Origin of the sequence: Veillonella sp. S13053-19, assembly GCF_002959835.1 — a bacterium.
GTDB classification, from domain to species: Bacteria; Bacillota; Negativicutes; order Veillonellales; family Veillonellaceae; genus Veillonella; species Veillonella rogosae.
Genome location: NZ_PPDA01000015.1, coordinates 73,478 through 93,972, shown reverse-complemented (window position 1 = coordinate 93,972; position 20,495 = coordinate 73,478). Strand labels below are relative to the sequence as shown.

20 protein-coding genes and 1 other annotated feature are annotated in these 20,495 nt (G+C 39.4%); of the genes, 19 read left to right on the top strand and 1 reads right to left on the bottom strand.

The window, feature by feature from the left end:
- Window positions 1-5: 5 nt before the first annotated feature.
- The 16 genes from cybH to VEHSUH06_RS09735 all read left to right on the top strand — a co-directional run bounded on the left by cybH (window position 6) and on the right by VEHSUH06_RS09735 (window position 17,247).
- Window positions 6-815, top strand: a complete 810-nt coding sequence (cybH, locus tag VEHSUH06_RS09810) for a Ni/Fe-hydrogenase, b-type cytochrome subunit (RefSeq protein ID WP_105081931.1) — start codon at window positions 6-8, stop codon at window positions 813-815.
- On the top strand, window positions 808-1,386 hold the full coding sequence (locus tag VEHSUH06_RS09805) for a HyaD/HybD family hydrogenase maturation endopeptidase (RefSeq protein ID WP_105098848.1): 579 nt from the start codon (window positions 808-810) through the stop codon (window positions 1,384-1,386). Before cybH ends, VEHSUH06_RS09805 begins: the two co-directional genes overlap by 8 nt.
- 8 nt (window positions 1,387-1,394) lie before the next feature.
- Complete coding sequence (locus VEHSUH06_RS09800) at window positions 1,395-1,772, top strand: hydrogenase expression/formation C-terminal domain-containing protein (RefSeq protein WP_009351019.1); 378 nt, start codon at window positions 1,395-1,397, stop codon at window positions 1,770-1,772.
- A gap of 602 nt (window positions 1,773-2,374) precedes the next feature.
- Window positions 2,375-3,385: a glycosyltransferase family 2 protein gene (locus tag VEHSUH06_RS09795; protein ID WP_105098741.1), complete on the top strand. Its 1,011-nt coding sequence runs from the start codon at window positions 2,375-2,377 to the stop codon at window positions 3,383-3,385.
- Window positions 3,386-3,466: 81 nt separating this feature from the next.
- Window positions 3,467-4,279, top strand: coding sequence for a C40 family peptidase (locus VEHSUH06_RS09790; protein ID WP_009351205.1), 813 nt, complete (start codon window positions 3,467-3,469; stop codon window positions 4,277-4,279).
- A 213-nt stretch (window positions 4,280-4,492) separates the two neighbouring features.
- Window positions 4,493-7,108, top strand: coding sequence for an alanine--tRNA ligase (gene alaS / locus VEHSUH06_RS09785; protein WP_105098740.1), 2,616 nt, complete (start codon window positions 4,493-4,495; stop codon window positions 7,106-7,108).
- A 155-nt stretch (window positions 7,109-7,263) separates the two neighbouring features.
- A complete protein-coding gene (locus VEHSUH06_RS09780; RefSeq protein ID WP_009351224.1) occupies window positions 7,264-7,524 on the top strand; it encodes an IreB family regulatory phosphoprotein in 261 nt (86 codons plus the stop codon).
- Window positions 7,524-7,943 (top strand): Holliday junction resolvase RuvX, encoded by a 420-nt coding sequence (gene ruvX / locus VEHSUH06_RS09775; RefSeq protein ID WP_005386119.1) that lies wholly within the window; start codon window positions 7,524-7,526, stop codon window positions 7,941-7,943. Before VEHSUH06_RS09780 ends, ruvX begins: the two co-directional genes overlap by 1 nt.
- Window positions 7,944-7,971: 28 nt before the next feature.
- Window positions 7,972-8,268 carry a DUF1292 domain-containing protein gene (locus VEHSUH06_RS09770; protein WP_009351240.1) on the top strand — a complete coding sequence of 99 codons (297 nt, stop codon included), beginning with the start codon at window positions 7,972-7,974 and terminating at the stop codon, window positions 8,266-8,268.
- A gap of 249 nt (window positions 8,269-8,517) precedes the next feature.
- Window positions 8,518-9,954 carry an endolytic transglycosylase MltG gene (mltG, locus tag VEHSUH06_RS09765; protein ID WP_105098739.1) on the top strand — a complete coding sequence of 479 codons (1,437 nt, stop codon included), beginning with the start codon at window positions 8,518-8,520 and terminating at the stop codon, window positions 9,952-9,954.
- Window positions 9,955-9,977: 23 nt separating this feature from the next.
- Window positions 9,978-10,586, top strand: a complete 609-nt coding sequence (locus VEHSUH06_RS09760) for an O-methyltransferase (protein ID WP_105098738.1) — start codon at window positions 9,978-9,980, stop codon at window positions 10,584-10,586.
- Complete coding sequence (locus VEHSUH06_RS09755) at window positions 10,586-11,827, top strand: U32 family peptidase (RefSeq protein ID WP_105081926.1); 1,242 nt, start codon at window positions 10,586-10,588, stop codon at window positions 11,825-11,827. The genes VEHSUH06_RS09760 and VEHSUH06_RS09755 overlap by 1 nt, the downstream gene beginning before the upstream one ends.
- A 114-nt stretch (window positions 11,828-11,941) precedes the next feature.
- Window positions 11,942-12,217 (top strand): DUF4911 domain-containing protein, encoded by a 276-nt coding sequence (locus VEHSUH06_RS09750; protein ID WP_105098737.1) that lies wholly within the window; start codon window positions 11,942-11,944, stop codon window positions 12,215-12,217.
- Between the two features lie 116 nt (window positions 12,218-12,333).
- Window positions 12,334-13,323, top strand: a complete 990-nt coding sequence (locus tag VEHSUH06_RS09745; RefSeq protein ID WP_105098736.1) for a hypothetical protein — start codon at window positions 12,334-12,336, stop codon at window positions 13,321-13,323.
- A 248-nt stretch (window positions 13,324-13,571) separates the two neighbouring features.
- Window positions 13,572-13,804 (top strand) — a binding site (T-box leader).
- Between the two features lie 72 nt (window positions 13,805-13,876).
- Window positions 13,877-15,787, top strand: coding sequence for a threonine--tRNA ligase (gene thrS / locus VEHSUH06_RS09740; protein ID WP_105098735.1), 1,911 nt, complete (start codon window positions 13,877-13,879; stop codon window positions 15,785-15,787).
- Between the two features lie 254 nt (window positions 15,788-16,041).
- Window positions 16,042-17,247, top strand: a complete 1,206-nt coding sequence (locus VEHSUH06_RS09735) for an MFS transporter (RefSeq protein ID WP_105098734.1) — start codon at window positions 16,042-16,044, stop codon at window positions 17,245-17,247.
- A 78-nt stretch (window positions 17,248-17,325) separates the two neighbouring features.
- Here VEHSUH06_RS09735 and VEHSUH06_RS09730 read toward each other — a convergent pair whose 3' ends face one another.
- Complete coding sequence (locus VEHSUH06_RS09730; protein WP_105098733.1) at window positions 17,326-18,819, bottom strand: DASS family sodium-coupled anion symporter; 1,494 nt, start codon at window positions 18,817-18,819, stop codon at window positions 17,326-17,328.
- 453 nt (window positions 18,820-19,272) lie between these two features.
- Here VEHSUH06_RS09730 and infC point away from each other — a divergent pair, with 453 nt between their 5' ends.
- The 3 genes from infC to rplT are packed head-to-tail and all read left to right on the top strand — an operon-like array spanning window position 19,273 to window position 20,408.
- On the top strand, window positions 19,273-19,791 hold the full coding sequence (gene infC / locus VEHSUH06_RS09725; protein ID WP_005386139.1) for a translation initiation factor IF-3: 519 nt from the start codon (window positions 19,273-19,275) through the stop codon (window positions 19,789-19,791).
- Window positions 19,792-19,812: 21 nt separating this feature from the next.
- A complete protein-coding gene (gene rpmI / locus VEHSUH06_RS09720; protein WP_004696338.1) occupies window positions 19,813-20,010 on the top strand; it encodes a 50S ribosomal protein L35 in 198 nt (65 codons plus the stop codon).
- Window positions 20,011-20,057: 47 nt separating this feature from the next.
- Entirely contained in the window at window positions 20,058-20,408 is a 351-nt protein-coding gene (gene rplT / locus VEHSUH06_RS09715) for a 50S ribosomal protein L20 (RefSeq protein ID WP_005376311.1), read from the top strand.
- Window positions 20,409-20,495: the final 87 nt, after the last annotated feature.

Here is a 20,495-nt window from a genome sequence, read left to right as displayed (position 1 = left end):
GACTTATGTTAATACATACTGACAAAAAGGCGTATGTCGTATTTAGTTTATGGCTGCGCATCTTCCACTGGACTATGGTACTTAGCGTAACAGCTTTATTCTGGACGGGTCTATATATTGGTGACCCAGGTTTTGCTGCCATAACAGGTAATCCGGAGCCAACCTTTGCAATTGATGGTTGGTTTTCTATGGAGACTATGCGCCGAATTCATTTCGGTGCAGGGGCAATTTTAACATTCTCCTTTATTTTCCGTATTGCTGCAGGTTTCTTTAATCGTGGTGATAGATTATTACCTAAATTCAGCCAAAAACGATATTGGTATGGTCTTAAAGAAACTACATTGCACTATTTGATGATTCCTCAAAAACATGAACATCATTGGATTCGTAACTCTTTGGCGAGAACGGCCTATTTGATGGTATATATTATGTTCTTCTTTGAAATCGTTACAGGTGCTACCATGTACGCTATGATCGATCCGAATGGCTTCTTAGGCACTCTTTTGTCTCCTTTAGTTGGCCTATTTGGTGGGGAATATAATATTCATATAATCCATCACTACATTGCTTGGGGCTTCTTGTTCTTCACAATTGTGCATGTGTACATGGCATTCCGAGAAGACGTTATGGAAGAATCTGGAGAGGTATCAGCTATGGTTTCTGGTATGAAATACTATGCTCACGATCCAATTGATATTGAGGACCTCAATGGTAAACGCCGTCGTGGTGAACGTATTGATAAACCATCCTTCACTACGTATCGTCCAAGCAATCCTGACGATCCAAAAGAAAGAGAATTAAAGAATGATGACTGATACAAGTACTGACTTCATCAGTGGCTTGGAACAATACGCGGACTCTGAGGGTCCGCGTATTGATTTAAGTAGCCTTTATGATGATGGAAATAATGAAATTGTTCTGCTTGGAGTAGGGAATATATTACTTACCGATGAAGGGCTTGGAGTACATGTTGTAAAAGACTTAAAAGAGTCTTTTACTTTTACACCTGCCATTACCATTATAGATGGTGGCACTATGGGGATGGAATTACTGACCTATATGAGAGGTATGAAGAAAATCCTTCTCGTAGATGCAATTAATGGAGGGGAACCGCCTGGAACAGTTTATGAGTTCCTTCATAAAGAGTTAGAGCAATATTTTACTGAGCATATTTCTGTGCATGAAGTAGGTATGCAAGATATTTTACGTATCCGCGCCATTCAAGAGGAGCCTCTAGAGGATGCTGTAGTCATTGGTGTAGAGCCAGAATCCCTTGAGATTGGTTTTGAACTAAGCGAGGTTGTTCAACGGGCCTTACCAGAGGTAAAAGACCGTGTCCTTAATGTACTTCGACAATGGGGCGTACAAGTAGAACCGAAATTATAGGAGTATATATGATTGAAAATTACAACAATGTAAGGGCTGTATTAAATGAATTGCGTTTAGCTCTTAAAAACTTACGTGAGACTGGTGAAACCTATTCTATTTATATTGAAAAAACAGGCCTTACAGAGGAAGAACAAGTGGAAGTATTAGAAACCCTTGGACGTGGTCATATTACAATTAGTTTTAATGAAACTGATCAACCTGTAGAGTGGTATGAATCTCAATTCTCAGGGATTTGGATTGGTACCTTTAAAAATGGTCGCGATGACTCAATTTTGCACACTGTAGAGGTAGCAAAATATCCTGTTGTTGCTGGTGCGTACGAAGAAGATATGGAAATGGCAGAAGAGGATTTACAATCCTGGATTGATGCTGCAGGACTATAACAGAAAAGGACCTTTGAAGTGGATTCCCAAATTAAACATGATTTGGGGATCCATTTTATGTTGGGCCTCCTTTTCATTTGTGGCCTTTTTATATAAGTGAAACATGTATTTTTGTATAAGTGAAACATGTATCATTGTAAAAGTTATGAAATTGTATTATTATATAAAGCCTCTTTTCTTTTAAGAGAGTTTTGTGGAATAAAAATTTTAATTCATAATAGTGGGGCTAAATTAATAAAATAACTAAATTTTATATGAATATAAAATGAAATAAGGGTGTTTTGATGCGTTTAATAACAAAAATACATCGGATATTTTGATTAATACTTTATAAAAGTAGAAATAATCATTATTCCTTAATTTAGTGGAGAAATAAAATTATTTTATAATTAGCTGTATTGAGTAAAATTTTAAATAAATATATGTGTTATTAATTTGCTATACTTATATATAAGCTAAATGAAGCATGTTTTTAGTAATTTCTTAAAGAATAGCTTAATTACTGGGTTTATAAGTAGAATTTTGTCTATTGTTAACCTTAATAATTTGCCTTAATTTACTAATTAACATAAAATATGTGAGTAAAATACTTTGGAGGATTTATGTTACTTTCTATTGTAGTACCTGTATATAACGAAGAGGAAAACATAGCAATTTTCTATGAAGCCATCACTGATGTTATGTCAGGTCTCACGTACGATTATGAACTAATCTACGTAGATGATGGATCTAGTGATTCGTCAGCTATGATATTACGTGAAATTGCATACAACGATAAACATGTAAAAGTGCTATTGCTTGCTCGTAATTTTGGGCATCAGACAGCACTTACGTGTGGTCTTGATTATGCTCATGGCGATGCAGTTATTACAATGGACGGTGATATGCAGCATCCACCGGCATTGATTCCTGAACTCGTTCGGTTATGGGAATCGGGGTACGATGTGGTGCGCACCATTCGAGATTCAACTGAGGACGCTAGTTGGGCTAAATCTTTCACGTCTAAGTATTATTACAAGCTAATGAACAAGATGGCTGATGTTCCTATTGTGGAAGGTGGATCTGATTTCCGCCTCATGAATAGTAAAGCATTAGGCACGTTGAAACGGTTTAGAGAACATGGTCGTTTCTTGCGCGGTATTGTTGGAGCCTTAGGGTATAGACAAGCTGAGTTGCACTTTGTAGCTCCACCTCGATTTGCAGGGGTTTCAAAGTTTAGTGTACGCAAAATGATTCGATTTGCTCTCGATGGGGTAACAGCCTTTTCAAGGGTTCCTTTACGGGCCGCTTTATATGTAGGTGTACTCTGTGGTGGTATGAGCTTCTTGCTTATCTTACATCTGTTGTATGTATACATTACAGGACAAGCCTTGAATGGGTGGACTACGTTAGGCGTATCCATTTTGTTTATTGGAGGGATTCAACTCGTCGGACTGGGAATTATTGGCGAGTATGTAGGTCGTATTTTTGAAGAGGTGAAGCAACGGCCTTTGTATTGGGTTAAGTCAGCTATAAATTTTGAAGAGCATGAAGAGGCTCCGTTACTCGGACCTAGTAGTGCAGATGTATTTATGGCAGCAGAGACTTATACTCACAAACGCAAAGAAGACTAGCTGTATTTGTAGATGCAAATAAATAGACGGTTAGTATATTTTGAATAAATAACTTACTTTAAAAGGTTGGAAAGGAAGCATATGAAGTCAAAATATAGTAAGGTTAAAATAACGGCATTAACATTAACTTTTGTGTGTGCCACAACAGCCATGGTTGGCGCAACAACATTACAATATGGTGATAAGGGCAAAAGTGTTACAGCGGTTCAACAACAACTAATTAAGCACGGTTATAATGCTACAGACAAAAATGGTGTATATGGTAAGGAAACGAAATGGGCAGTTCGTCTGTTCCAACAAGATCGTGGCCTTCCAGTGGACGGTATCGTAGGTCCTGCTACGTATAACGCATTGATGGGTGCTCCTCGTTCTACGAAGGCAGTATTGACTCAAAATGCAGCGACTAAAGCAGTAGCAACGAAATCCGCTTTCACAAACAATAATGCGACATCTCGTCGTATTGCTGGTCAATCCATTAATGGCAAAAACGTTAAACTAAACAATATTGCGAAAAATGAAACACCTAGCAGCATTCACGCTATCTTGGCAGAAGCTGACAAATACCGTGGTGTACCATATGTATTTGGCGGTACGACTCCAAGTGGTTTCGACTGCTCTGGTTACGTTAAATATGTATTCGAAAAACAAGGTATTTCCTTACCTCGTTTGGCGGACGAACAATATAACGTAGGTGTTGAGGTTTCTCGTGCGAACTTGAAAGCAGGGGATTTGGTATTCTTCGAAACATATGAGCCAGGTCCATCTCATTCCGGTATCTATATTGGTGATGGCAAGTTCATCAGCGCCACTTCCAGTCGTGGTGTTGCAGTAGCAGACCTTGATACAGGATATTGGGGCGAACGCTACATCGGCGCGAAACGCGTTGTGCGCTAATTTAATAACTAGCTATAAAAGAGGCTATACGAATCAATTAAGTTCTGTTGATTTGTATAACCTCTTTTTCTCATTTCTAGAAATATTGAATTTTATCCTTGTATTTGCTATTGTGAAAGTCGGTAAATTCCGCATAATCTCAATGTTTTTAATAGATTTTATGTCGTTTTTACGATATAATGAAGAGTAAATAATTTTAGGAGGAATATACACATGAAGGGTAATGAGCTGCGTCAAGCATATTTGCAGTTTTTTGAAAGTAAAGGACATTTAAAATTAGATACTTTTTCTCTTATACCAGAAAATGATCCATCTTTATTATTGATCGGGGCAGGTATGGCGCCATTAAAGCCTTTCTTTACAGGTAAACTGGTACCTCCTTGTCATCGTATTACAACAAGCCAAACATGTATGCGTACAGGTGACCTTGAGAACGTAGGCCGCACAGCGCGTCACCATACATTCTTTGAAATGCTTGGTAACTTCTCTTTTGGTGATTACTTCAAAAAAGAAGCTATCCATTGGGCATGGGAGTTCTTAACTGAGGTTATTAAACTCGATAAAAATAGATTATACGTTACTGTATATCCAGATGACCAAGAGGCATATGATACTTGGCATAAAGAGTGTGGAGTAGAAGAAAGCCACATTTCTCGCTTAGAAGACAACTTCTGGGAAATCGGTGAAGGCCCATGTGGTCCAGATAGCGAAATCTTCTTTGACCAAGGTCCTGAACATGGTTGTGATGATCCTAACTGTGCACCAGGCTGTGATTGCGATCGCTACCTTGAAATCTGGAACCTTGTATTTACTCAATTTAATAAAATGCCAGATGGTTCCTATGAGCCATTACAACATAAAAACATCGATACAGGCGCTGGTCTTGAGCGATTGGCTTCTGTATTGCAAGGTTGCAGAACTAACTTCGAAACAGATTTGATTTATCCAATTATCGAAGCTACTGCAAAACGTGCTGGTGTTACTTATAACGATAATCCTAATACCGATGTATCTTTGAAAGTTATTGCTGACCACGCTCGTGCTGTAACGGCATTGATTTCCGATGGTGTATTGCCATCCAACGAAGGTCGCGGTTATGTATTGCGTCGCATTTTGCGCCGTGCTGTACGTCATGGTCGATTATTAGGTATTGAGGGTATCTTCTTAACACCGCTAGTTGATGTAGTAGTAGATATTCTTGGCCCTGGTATTAAATCCATTTCTGAGAAGAAAGACTTCGTTAAACGGGTAGTTCAAAACGAAGAAGAACGCTTTAACCAAACATTGGAACAAGGTCTTGAGTTATTGAACTCCTTGATCGACACATTGGCTGCTGAAAAAGCAACTGTAGTTCCTGGTTCTGAAGTATTCAAATTATATGATACTTATGGATTCCCTTGGGAATTAACAGAGGAAATCGCATCTGAACGTGGTTTTACAATCGATCATGAGGGCTTCGAAGCTGCTATGAAAGAGCAACGTGAACGCGCTCGTGAAGCTCGTGTTAAAGAAGATGCGAAGGTAGCAACACCAGACATTACTTTCTTGAAAGACGAAGAACTTCTTGAAGATGAGTCTGTTAAAGCATCTTCTGTATTGATGGTAGGTAAAGGTGCTGAGCGTTTACAAACAGCTGCTGACGGTGATGAAATTACGATTATCGTACGCACAACTCCATTCCATGCAGAAGGGGGCGGTCAATTAGGCGATACAGGCTTCATCGTGGGCCCAATGGGTAAAGTAGAGGTTCATAACACAAAACGCTTACCTGAAGGCACAGTATACCATATCGGTACTGTTGTAGAAGGCTCCATCTCTGAAGGGGATGATGTAGCTCTTGAAGTAGATACAAACCGTCGATCTGCAATGGCTCGTAACCATACAGCAACTCACTTGTTACATGCGGCTTTGAAACAAATTTTAGGCGACCATGTTAACCAAGCTGGCTCTTTAGTAACGCCAGATTACTTGCGTTTCGACTTCACTCATTTCTCTCCTGTAACACAAGAGGAACTTGATCAAATCGAAGCCCTTGTAAATGAAGAGGTACTTAAAGCTACTGATCTTGCTATTGCTGAAATGTCCATGGACGAAGCAAAAGAAAAAGGTGCGATGGCACTCTTTGGTGATAAATATGGCGACGTAGTTCGCGTTGTAGAGGTTCCAGGCTTCTCCGTTGAACTATGCGGCGGTTCTCACGTAGGCAATACTGCCTTCGTAGGCTCCTTCCGTTTAACTTCTGAAGCTGGTATCGGTTCCGGCGTACGTCGTATTGAAGCTATTACTGGTCGTGCAGCTCTCGATGCAGCTAAACAAGATCGTTTGACCATCGAACGCATGGCGGGCGAGCTTAAAACTAAAGCACCTCAAGTAGAAGAACGTCTACATCAAGTGTTGGCAGAAGCTAAAGAAACTGCTAAAGAATTAGAACAAATTCGTAAAGAAGTTTCTGCTGCAGGTGCTGCGGATATCATTGCTGGTAAAGTCATGATTGGCGATGTTGCATTTGTAGCGGCTGCTGTAAAAGCATCCTCTATCGATGAATTACGTGACTTAGCGGATATGGGCCTTGATCAATTAAATGGCTCTGGCGTAGTCCTCGTAGGTGCTGCTATGGGTGACGATAAAGTTAACTTTGTATGTAAAGTATCTAAAGACGTTGTTGCTAAAGGTGCAAAAGCTGGTAACATCGTAAAAGCTGCGGCTCAAGTAGCTGGTGGTAATGGCGGCGGTCGTCCAGATATGGCTCAAGCAGGCGGTAAGGAACCAGCTAAATTGATGCAAGCATTAAAAGCTGGTGGTGATGAATTAACATCTATATTACAATAGGCATATAATTTTATAATTATATTTCTACCTGTTATAGAAAAAATTCATAATGCATAAAAAGTTAATGACTATGTACCTTTGATTCAAGTATAATAGTAGGCGAGGTTTCACTTTTACAAGTGAAGCCCGCCAATGTAATAAAAAGGAGGGATACGATGAAAGTTTCTGATGAAACCATGCTATTCCGTAAAGTAGACGATGAACCGATGACAGCAGAAGAAGTGCTTACTCGTGTTTATCAATCTATTCAAGAAAAAGGTTACAATCCAATCAATCAAATTTTAGGTTATCTAATCTCTGGTGACCCAGCGTACATCACTAGTTATAATAATGCACGTTCTGATATTCGTCGCTTAGAGCGAGATGACTTGATTGAGGAATTGTTGAAAGAATACGCAAAGGCTAAACAATTATAATGAGAATTATGTCATTAGACGTGGGCAGCCGCACTATCGGTATTGCCTGTAGCGATGCACTGCTCATGACTGCACAAGGTATTGAAACCATTCGTAGAACATCTCTTGAAAAAGACTTTAATCGCTTACAAGAACTCATTGCTGAATATGAAGTACATGAGCTTGTAGTAGGTATGCCGAAGAATATGAATGGTACAAAAGGTGAACGAGCTGAAAAGACTGAAGAATTCGTTGAAAAGATGAAAGAAGTCATCGATTTACCTGTTTCATATTGGGATGAGCGGTTATCTACGGTTATGGCTGAACGCCAACTCATTGCAGCTGACGTAAGTCGTAAAAAGCGTAAATCTGTTATTGATAAAATGGCAGCGGTTGTAATTTTGCAAGGATACTTAGATCGCTTGCAGTTCAATAAATAAATCTTTTTTTCCACAAGGAGGGTTTCCAATGGTTGACCAAAACTTTGAAGGTGAAGTGTATTATTTAGAATTCGAAGACGAAAACGGCAATAAACAATACTTCACAGAAGATGTTGTTCTAAACCATGAAGGTCGTGAGTATGCAGTTCTTGTACATGTACAAGACGAAGATGCAGACCACGAAGGTCAAGATGACACATACATGATCTTGGCTAGCATCGAAAAAAATGAAGAAGGCGTAGAAGAATACGTACCTTTAGATGAAGAAGATGAAGTTTTTGAAACTCTAGTAAAATTGTATGAAGAAATGGGTGAAGACGAATAATCGTCTTTAAACATAAATCTAGCGTATTGCGTAGAGCAATGCGCTATTTTTATGTTTGGAGATAGTTAGTATTGAATTATAAACTAAGGTGTTCATTCATATTATTAGCATGACAAAAAACTATAATTGATATATCACATAAGCAGAGGGAAACAAGGTGATTAATACCCTTTTGTGTAGGGGAAATATAGAGTTTATGGTATAATAAAGTGATAAATACTGTTATGTTACAGAAAGGAACTCAAGGACGTGAGAAAAGCCTTAAGATATATTCTAATTCTTGCTATTATTGGTGTATTGATTATTGGCGGTGGTCTTGGTGCACTATACCTGATACCTAATACCTTCGCTCAAGATGATGGTACCCAAGTTTTAGTTATTGAAAAGGGTCAAACGGGCTCTGAAATTGCAGATATGCTCTTTGAAAGAGGTCTTATCCGTTCTACCCAAGGTTTCAAACTTTGGTTGTACTTGAGCGGTACTAATGACAAGCTCCAAACTGGGCACTACCAAATTCCTAATAAGGTAACTGTGCGCGAACTCATTTCTTTATTACAAGAAGGTCATGTAGAATCTATTCGTGTCACAATTCCAGAAGGTTATACCGTAGGTGACATTGCTATCGTTCTTGAAAAAAATCAAATCATGAAAGCAAAGGATTTCTTAGCTGAGGCAAAGACTTATGTACCATATCCATATATGAAAGGTACAAAACCAGCTACATATCCGGTGGAAGGGTTCTTGTTCCCAAGTACTTATGAAATTCCTGTGGGGGCTACACCTCGAGAAGTTATTCAAATGATGGCTGATGAAATGAATCGTTACCTTACACCAGCTGTAAAGAAACAAATTCAAGCGCAGCACATGAGCATTCATGACTTTGTTACATTAGCATCTATTGTTGAACGTGAGTCTTTATTTGATGCCGATCGTCCTACTATTGCAGGTGTGTTTAAAAAGCGTTTGGCTCATGGTATTCCATTACAATCTGATGCGACCATTTCCTATGTACTTGGTTACGCAAAAGAAAACGTAACAATTGGTGATACTCAACTACAAAGCCCATATAATACATATGTATCTAAAGGTTTACCACCAGGACCGATTGCTAACCCTGGTAAAAAATCTTTAGACGCAGTATTACATTCTGAAAATACAGATTACTTGTACTTTGTAGCAGATAAAGAAGGTCATAATCACTTCTCTAAAACATACGAAGAGCATTTAGCGGAAGTTAATAAGATTTATGGTGCAGATACTGCAACAAGTGCGACTCCTTCTGCCACTACAGAAATTGCCGCACAAGCAGGTCCTAACTATGACGTAGCAGTAGCAACTACAGAGCCTGACTACAACTATAGTTCTGCAGAAGCGGTGGAAGCAGATTCTCAATATGTTGACGTCGAACCTACGTATAAATACACGCCAACAACTGTTCCAGCAGCTGAGGTTCCAGCTCCTACGCCTGCTCCAACACAAAACCAAGCACCAACTCAAGTTACACCAACTACTCCATCTAATGGTAATAGCAGTAATAATACTTATGTACCGACTACTAATCGTGCACCAGAAACGACTCCGTATGTAGCTCCAAGTACACAAGAGGTACCGCGTATTGAAGTGAAACCAGCTGAATCGGTTGATCGATCTACGATCAACGTGCCTACTGGCAATAGCAATAAATAATGTAGGAGATTGAATCTACTTTCATGACTTTAAATAATATTTTAAATGAACAGCGTATTTATGCGATGATTAATGATGTACCGATTTTACGTGAATCTGAGGTTCATCTATTTGAAGAATTAATAGGTTTGTACCGGCCCACCTCTGTGTTAGAGGTGGGCACCGCCATTGGTTACTCAGCTTTATTGATGGCTCCGCTACTCGATAAAGAGGAGGGACACATTACATCTATTGAATTAGATGATGTGCGTCACGAAATGGCGAAATATTATATTAACCAATCCGATTATGCCGATAAAATTACATTGTTGAAAGGCGATGCATCTCAAGTCTTAACGGAACTCACTGGGGAATATGATCTAGTGTTCTTAGATGGTCCTAAGGGACAATATCTAAAGCAATTAGAGCTCATTTTGCCTCATGTGAAAGAAGGAGGCGTTATCCTTGCGGACAATGTACTCTTTAGAGGCTATGTAAGGGGCGATAAGGAGCCGCCAAAACGGTTCAAAACTATCGTAAAACGGTTAAAAGAATACTTAACATATGTTGAAAATAAAGAATTGTTTAACACCACCATTTACCCTATGGGTGATGGCATGAGTGTGAGTGTGTGGAAAGGGCACAACAAATAATGGCAGAACATTTTATGGAATTGCTTTGTCCTGCAGGGAATATGGACAAGCTTAAAATGGCGATTCGCTATGGTGCGGATGCCGTATATTGCGCAGGTAAACGTTTTGGCTTGCGCGCAGGTAACTCTAATTTTTCCGACGAGGAATTAAAGGAGGCTGTAGAATTCGTACATGCTCATGGTAAAAAACTCCATGTTACATGTAATATCATTCCTCACAACGAGGACTTTGAAGGTTTAGAGGACTATTTGAAATTCCTTGAAAGTATCGGTGTTGATGCAATCATCGTTGCTGATATGGGCATTTTTAGCCTTGCTAAACGCGTGGCTCCAGGTCTTGAACTTCACGTGAGTACCCAAGCTTCCACTACAAACTGGCACACAGTTCAAATGTGGAAAGAGCTAGGTGCTACACGCGTCGTAGCAGCTCGCGAAGTATCTTTAGCAGACCTTAAAGAAATGAAGGATAATGTAGATATTGAAATCGAATCCTTCGTACATGGCTCCATGTGTATTTCTTATTCTGGCCGTTGTCTTTTGTCTAACTACATGACCGGTAATCGCGATGCGAACCGCGGTCAATGCTCTCAATCTTGTCGTTGGAAATACTCCCTTGTAGAATCTAACCGACCTGGTGAATACTATCCAATTGAAGAAGATGAGCATGGTACATATATCTTTAACTCTAAAGATTTGTGCTTGATTCACCGCATTCCAGATTTATATGAAGCTGGCGTAGATAGCCTAAAAATTGAAGGTCGTATGAAATCTGTTCACTACTGCGCAACAGTAGCGAAAGTATACCGTACAGCGATTGATGCATACCTTAAAGAAGGTAAAGATTGGTACGTTCGTCCAGAATGGATTGCAGAATTAGAAAAAATTTCCCACCGTCCATATACAGATGGCTTTGCAGAAGGTCGTCCTGACGAAACGGCTCAAAACTATGGCAAATCTACTAATACACAAAGCCATGACTTCATCGGCTTAGTTATGGGCTACAATGAAGAAGAAAAATACGTTGATCTTGAACAACGGAACAACTTCAAAGTAGGCGATAAAGTAGAATTCTGCCAACCTAAAGGGGACCTTGTAGAAACTGTAATTGAAAAAATGACAGACGAAGATGGTAATCCAATCGACGTAGCGCCTCATGCACAAATGAAGGTTCGTATCTATATGGATACACCACTTGAGCCGTACTCCATGATGCGTCGTGAGTGCAAACCTAAAGAGGATTAATAGTTTACATATACTAATAAAAAAAATCTTATATTTGAGTAATAGTTACATTAACAATGGTGTTTAGATTATAATAGTAAGCGATATATGGAGTAGCTTTGAAGGAGGGCCTTTATGAGTGGTACAGCTTTAGAACCGAGTAAATCTATCGGTGCATTTTCAGATGTACCTGACTTACCGACCTCCGGAGAGGAAGCGTATGTGTACTTTCATATAGATCCTACACATACGAATTTCATCAATCGTATCATTGAAGGCTATGAATACTTAGGTGTTATGACCTCTGTAGATACATGTGGGCGGTGCATGTTGCGCTGTACGCCCTCTACGCGGTCATTGGCTATTGACGTATTACGTAGTTTATCTGATTATGTCACTATCGAAAATTAAGTATATTGTTGGTTTTATCTATATCTAGTGTGCATCTATGTAAATCTGTTACAGCATCTTATAGGGCATACGACTAGAACCAAGTATATGAATAGTAGAGAAATGAGAGTATATCTATGAAACAATCTATTTTGAAACGTGCATTATTAACAGCTTGCCTTGGTGTATCTATGGCAGGCGTAGCTATGGCAGGTCCTGTAGGCCCTGTCATCATTCCTCAAGCAGGGGATGTAGTAGTCATCAATCATGGCCCTGATATGACTTTCACAGGGAATATCAATTTTGATGTGGAAAGCCAAACTAATAATAATCTACAAATTGGTTCCACAGTAATTCCTAATGTTGTATACGGTGCAGCGTTCAATAAATTAGGTGCACCAGATACAATTATCCCAGCGCAAACTTACGTATATGTAGGCACAAAAGATGGGGCGAATGCTTTCACAGAGGCTAGCGATGCTGACAAAAAAGGGGCTAACTGGAATGTAGAAACCTTGAAAAAAACTAAATCTGGTGACGTACAATTGGCAAGCCGTGGCATTCCTGAAAAGCCATTGGCAAACCAAGTAGCAACTATTAAAGATTCCATTATGCTTAGCGCCGTAGACCTCAGTACAACAGAGGTAGGCCGCAATAGCAAGGGCGTTCTATACATGACGGTTCCTAAGGAATTAAAATTGACTGCTGACACAGGTATTCCAGAAGACGTACGGGAAACAATGCCAGCTATGTTCCGTGGTAAAATGGGGGACTCCCTCATGGTAAATCTTATGCCTCTCAATGAAGAGGAGAAACAACAATTAGCGGTAAATCCACATAATGCAAATACAATCGTATTCAACCGTGGTATGAGCATGGCGAAAATGATTGGCTCTTCTGCACGTACTAGCAAAGTGTACACATACATGAAGGACCATTACTTAAACCTCGTTATCGTAGCGAAAGATTACGACGATAATGGTGCTCGTGGCAGCGGTGTTATGATGGTTTCTAAACAAGATAACTCCAATGATGTGCTCTTAACACTTTACAAAGGCCCAGACCTTTCCAATAGTAAGTTGGAAAAAGTAATTGGTGCTATGTTATCTACAAACTTCAAACGCTAATAATCTAGCCTATGTACAGTGAGCTGTAGTACAGCTACATTGGTTAGCGTATATATGATAATCTTAATAAACGGCTCGAGTTTGATATGTACCCTTTTTAATGGACAACCCGTAAAGGGGGTACATATCAGTTATATCGGGCCGTTTTTATATGATGTGTTTGAAGGCATTTCTTTTATTTATAGATTTTGTGAAATTTACAGTTAAACTGTATTGAATTTTTTAATTCTCTATGATACTATAATCTAGTAAAAGTTATGCAAAGGACATGATTCTCATATCCCTGTGTACCAGAGAGAGGCTGATGCTGGAAATGCCTTACACATATATCAGAGTTACCCCCTTTAAACTGATTTGTCGAACCTAAGTAGGCAAATACGGCCGCCACCGTTATCGGGCTTAATGAAGTGAATTAACTATACACATATATTCGTATAGGTAGTTAACTAGGGTGGAACCGCGAATGATCTTCGTCCCTTGTTTGTAGGGATAGAGGGTCTTTTTTTATTACCAAAATCCAACTATCCTAGTTTATAAATTGGAGGAAAGAAAAATGGCAGATGTAAAAATCATTTTACCTGATGGTAGTGCAAAGGAATACGCTGCTGGCACTACTCTTGGGGAAGCAGTAAAACAATTATCTAACAGCTTGGCTAAAAAAGTACTAGCTGCTAACGTAAACGGTGAATTAACAGACCTTCGCGAAGAACTCGTAGATGGTTCTGAAGTAGCTTTCTTAACATTCGAAGAAGATGGCGGTAAACATACTTTACGCCATACAGCTTCTCATATTTTGGCACAAGCGGTTAAACGCTTATGGCCTGAAGCTAAATTGGCTATCGGTCCTGCTATCGATAAAGGTTTCTACTACGATATCGATATGGAACATACTTTGACTCCTGAAGATTTAGGCAAAATCGAAAAAGAAATGAGCCGTATTGTGAAAGAAAACTTGCCTATTACTAAATCTGTAATGTCTCGTCAAGAAGCTATTGAGTTCTTCAAATCTAAAAACGAAGACTACAAGGTAGAATTGATTCAAGACCTTCCAGAAGATGCAGTAATCTCTTGCTACTCTCAAGGCGATTTCATCGATCTTTGTGCAGGTCCTCACGTAGCATCCACTGGTAAGGTGAAAGCTTTCAAATTACAAAGCATTGCAGGTGCATACTGGCGCGGCGATGAAAAAAATAAAATGTTGCAACGTATTTACGGTACAGCATTTGAGAAAAAAGAAGACCTTGATGCATACCTTCACTTACTTGAAGAAGCAGCTAAACGCGACCATCGTAAACTTGGTAAAGAACTAGGCTTGTTCGTTATCAAAGAAGAAGGCCCTGGATTCCCATTCTTCCTACCAAAAGGTATGGCACTTCGCAACGAATTGGAAAACTTCTGGCGTGAAGTTCACCATGAATTTGATTACGAAGAAATTCGTACGCCAATTATTTTGAATAAACAATTGTGGGAAACATCTGGTCACTGGTTCCATTACCGTGAAAACATGTACACTACAATTATCGATGATGAAGAATATGCAATTAAACCAATGAACTGCCCAGGTGGTATCTTGGTTTACCAAAACGAAATGCATTCCTATCGCGACTTCCCATTACGTTACGCTGAACTTGGTTTAGTTCACCGCCATGAATTGTCCGGTGCGTTACATGGCTTGTTCCGCGTACGTGCCTTTACTCAAGACGATGCTCACGTATTCATGTTGCCAGATCAAATGCAATCTGAATTGATGAAAGTTATTGAATTATTCGACCGGATTTACAGCCAATTTGGTTTGAAATACCATGTTGAATTGTCTACTAAACCAGACAATGCAATGGGTGATGATGCAATTTGGGAAGCCGCTACAGAAGCATTGCGTAATGCGATTGAAGCCAAGGGTATCCCTTACGTAATTAACCCTGGCGATGGCGCATTCTACGGTCCTAAACTTGACTACCATATCGAAGACTCCTTAGGTCGTACATGGCAATGTGGTACTATCCAATTGGATATGAACTTGCCTGAACGCTTCCAAATTGATTACGTTGGCGAAGATGGTCAAAAACACCGCCCTATCATGATTCACCGTGCATGCTTCGGCTCCATGGAACGTTTCATCGGTATTTTAACTGAACACTATGCAGGCGCATTCCCAACTTGGATGGCTCCTGTACAAGTTAAAATCTTGCCTATCTCTGAAAAACATGTTGAATATGCTAAAGAATTGGCAAAACAAATGCACCGCGACTATGTACGTGTAGAAGTGGATGATCGTAGCGAAAAAATCGGCTATAAAATCCGCCAAGCACAAATGGCAAAAGTTCCTTACATGCTTGTGGTAGGCGATAAAGAAGTTGAAGAAGGTACAGTTAACGTTCGTAAACACGGCGGTGACGAATTGGGTTCCGTACCATTCGAAGAATTCTTCAATTCTATTAAAATCGAAATCAAAGAACGTAACTAACCTTAAAGGGATTAGTTATTTCTGATGACTCTATAATAGGTAGGGTTTGGTTTTTACGTAGTGAACCAAACCCTACCTTTTTGTTTTCCTCTAAATAAAGTTTTTAGATAACTAAATAATTCAGAAGATTAAGAAATATATATTGCATAATTACAGTTAAGCTGTATAATTTAATATTAGTGAACTTAGTACAAATATTAAGTTGACTTATATTCTCTTTAATTGTTACCTGTGAGTAGCGAAAGGAAAAAACTATGAAAGATGTAAATTCATACGGCTGGAAAGCTGTCATTGGTTCTTCTGTGGGCTATGCCATGGATGGTTTTGATCTCTTGATTCTAGGCTTTATGCTAACCTTGATATCAGGGGATTTAGGTTTGTCTACGGGACAAGCTGGTTCGTTAGTTACGTGGACCTTAATTGGCGCTGTATTAGGTGGCTTCGTTTTTGGTACCTTATCGGATAAATATGGCCGTGTTCGCGTCTTAACGTGGACTATCGTACTCTTTGCCGTATTTACTGGACTTTGTGCTTTTGCTCAAGGCTATTGGGATCTACTTATTTACCGTACAATTGCTGGTATTGGTTTAGGTGGTGAATTTGGTATCGGTATGGCATTAGCTGCTGAAGCGTGGCCTGCGAAACACCGTGCAAAAGCGACAAGCTATGTTGCTCTTGGCTGGCAATTAGGCGTATTGGCCGCTGCATTATTAACACCGTTATTGATTCCTTACATCGGATGGCGCGGCATGTTTATGGTTGGTATTATTCCTGCCTTTGTGGCCTGGTTCTTCCGTGCGAAATTACACGAACCAGAAATCTTTGTACAAAGCAAAGAGGTAAATGAACATTCCCATAGTGAATCCTTTAAATTACTTGTGAAAGACGCAGCCACTACGAAAACATCGATTGGTGTGGCTATCTTAACATCCGTTCAGAACTTTGGTTACTACGGTATTATGATCTGGTTACCTAACTTCTTGAGTAAGCAATTAGGTTTCTCCCTTACTAAATCTGGTTTATGGACTGCCGTTACAGTATGCGGCATGATGGTTGGTATTTGGCTATTTGGACGATTAGCGGATAAACTTGGTCGTAAACCTACATTTATCCTGTTCCAAGTATGTGCAGTAGCTTCTATTTTGATTTACTCCCAACTTTCTGATCCAACAGCGATGCTATTTGCTGGCGCTATTCTAGGTGCCTCTGTAAACGGTATGATGGGTGGCTACGGTGCCTTGATGGCAGAAGCGTACCCAACAAGTGCTCGTGCAACAGCTCAAAACGTATTATTTAATATCGGTCGTGCTGTAGGTGGCTTTAGCCCAATGGTGGTAGGTATGATTATCTCTATGTACTCCTACCAAGTGGCAATTGCCTTCCTTGCGATTATCTATGTAATCGATATTTTAGCAACAGTATTCTTGATTCCTGAACTAAAAGGTAAGGAACTAGAATAGGAAAAGTAATCTAATACAATTAAAAATCCTACAATTTCCGGAAATCAGAAATTGTAGGATTTTTTTAGTTTATTGATGTTAAGCAATTCCAATCCAATGCCAGTATGTAAATGCGAATATGAGCATCATTACATAGCCGATGATAGTTAATGGAATACCTGTAGTCATAAATGTTTTTACATCAAATGTATCTGTACCGTAAGCTAGCATGCCTTGTGGCGAGTTTACTGGTAATACTAGACCAAAGCAGATTGCATATTGCATGAGCATTGTTACTCCTAAAGGGTTAAGTCCTTCTGCGCTATGGCTCATAACGATAGAGATTACTATTGGAATCATCGCGGAGGATAGAGCTGTAGCAGAGGCAAAGCCTAAATGGATAACAATAAGGAATGCAGCCATTACAGCAATTAAAATGAATACGCTCGCTGTTTCGAGGGAGAATGCATTAACAAATACTTGAGCAAGCCATGTAGCGGCTTTTGTTTTGAGTAATACCGCACCAAGACCAATGCCTGCACCAAACATTACAATAGAACCCCAGTCGATATTTGGTTGGGCAAATTTCCAGTCCATAATACCGATCTTAGGGAAGAAGAATAAAGCGATGGCTACAATTGTAGATGTTGTAGTATCGATAGAGTGTAATTTGCCACCTGTAGCCCACAATGCAAGTAGGGCGATAGAAATACATAATAATTTCTTTTCGTCAAAAGACATAGGGCCGATTGCTTCACGCATTTTTGCGAGCTGTACATCACCACCGACGAGCTCTTTAAATTCTGGTTTTATAAGAGCTTGCGTTACAAAGTAGGTGATAATAACCATGATAATGGAGAACGGAGCAGCTGCAGTGAGCCAATCAATCCAACTTACAGCACTTTTCATTTGTGTTTGCATAAAGCCAACAGCCACAAGGTTTTGGGCCGCTGCCGTTTGAATCATGATGTTCCAGAATGTATCTGCCTGTATGGCACCTACCATGAGAAGAGCTGCTACACGGCTTTTACGTTCAATACCTAAGTTTTCGACAATACCAATAATAATTGGTGCCAAGCAAGCAATACGAGCCGTCGCACTTGGAACAAAGAAAGCAAGGATAAGACCTGTAATAATAACACCTAAATAAATACGGCTAACTTTCGTGCCTACACTAGATAAAACCATCATGGCAATTCGACGATCAAGTCCTGTTTTACGCATAGCTACAGAGATAAACATAGCGGCACCTACGAGAATCATGGCAGGGGAGGAATAGCCAGAAATAATAAGTTTTAAAGCGTTGGCTGTACCCATCGCCTTAGCCGGTGCCTCTGGATTTGGTGAGAAACCTAATAATAAGGCGGTGAGGGCCGTAATCATAGTGGCACTTACAGGATAGGATACAGCTGAAGTCATCCATAAAATAATAGCAAAGGCAAGGACACCAATCATACGATGACCGCCGGTAGATAATGTTTCAGGTGTAGGTAATAATAAAATACCACCTAAAACAATGAAGGATAAAATAAGTCCAATATTTTGAGCAGTTGTACGCGCCTTTTGTGGAGGGGCAGTAGTTGTTACACTCATAATAAAACTCCTTTCAATTTGTGTAATACCTATTACTGTATAATAATAAATAAGGTAAACTATATAAGCTAAACTATCCTATAAAGTATACCGTTCTATAAAGTACACTATATAAGCTAGATTATTCTATAAATAGTATTGTATCGTATTTTCTATAGAATTAGTTGTATAATTTATAAGAATATTGTATACATAAAGAGCGAGAGGTGTCAGTAAGTATACCTATATACAGAACTTATAATGTCTGTTATACTATAAGAGTTGTAATAGTAAATTCATTGTTAAAAGCCCAATATTTTTTATTGACTTTCACCATTCGATTTGTTATTATAATTAAGTAATTTATGAAGCAGAGGCCATCCGCCACTCACCTAATACCAAGAAGTATGAGGTTAATATAGAGAACTCTATTCGGATGGTGTTTGCCGTCCGTTTTTTTTTATTCTCTTGGAGGTGAACGCTATTAGCAAGGATACACCACGCATTAATGAAGAGATTCGTGCTCGTGAACTTCGTGTCGTAGGTCCTGAAAACGAACAAATCGGCATTATGTCTGGCCGTGAGGCATTGGCATTGGCTGAAGAAAAGCATCTTGATCTTGTGGAAATTGCACCTAACGCTAAACCACCGGTAGCTCGTATTATGAACTACGGTAAATATCGTTATGAACAACAAAAACGCGAGAAAGAAGCGAAAAAGAAACAAAAAATCGTAACTTTAAAAGAAGTTAAGTTACGTCCACATATTGAAGACCATGACTTTTACGTAAAAATGAAAAACGCATCCAAATTCTTGGGTGAAGGTAACAAAGTAAAAGTAACTATCATGTTCCGCGGTCGTGAACTTTCACATCCAGAACTTGGCATGGCAGTATTGACACGTTTCGCTGAAGAACTCAAAGAAACAGCGTCTATTGAAAAAGCAGCTAAATTAGAAGGTCGTAACATGACCATGATTTTAGTAAGTAAATAAGGTATTGGGAGGATTATAATTATGCCAAAAATTAAAACTCGTCGCGCAGCGGCTAAACGTTTCGCAGTAACTGGTACTGGTGAATTCAAGCGTGCAAAAGCTTTCAAAAGCCACATTCTTGAGAAAAAATCTCCAGCTCGTAAACGTAATTTACGTAAAGCTACATTGGTTGCAAAAGCTGACCACAAACGCGTAGCTAAATGCTTACCATACGCTTAATCGTTAACTATTAGATCGATAACATCGTAATTTAGGAGGAATATACAATGGCAAGAGTGAAAAAGGGCGTTACAGCTCATGCACGTCATAAAAAGATTTTAAAATTAGCTAAAGGTTACCGCGGTACACGTTCCCGTTTGTTCAAAAAAGCTAACGAAACAGTAATGAAAGCGTTGTACTACGCTCGTCGTGACCGTCGTGCGAAAAAACGCGAATTCCGTCAATTGTGGATCGCTCGTATCAACGCAGCGGCTCGCATCAATGGCACAACTTACAGCCGTTTCATCGCTGGTTTGACTAAAGCAGGCGTTGAAGTTAACCGTAAAATGTTGGCTGACTTGGCAGTTAACGATGCAGCAGCATTCGCTAAACTTGTTGAAGTAGCTAAAAACGCTTAATAGCATAACTATACAGACTAAGGACTCTCTTTGGAGGGTCCTTTTTTGTATGGTGAAAGTATGATATAGTGAAAATACATATCGTGT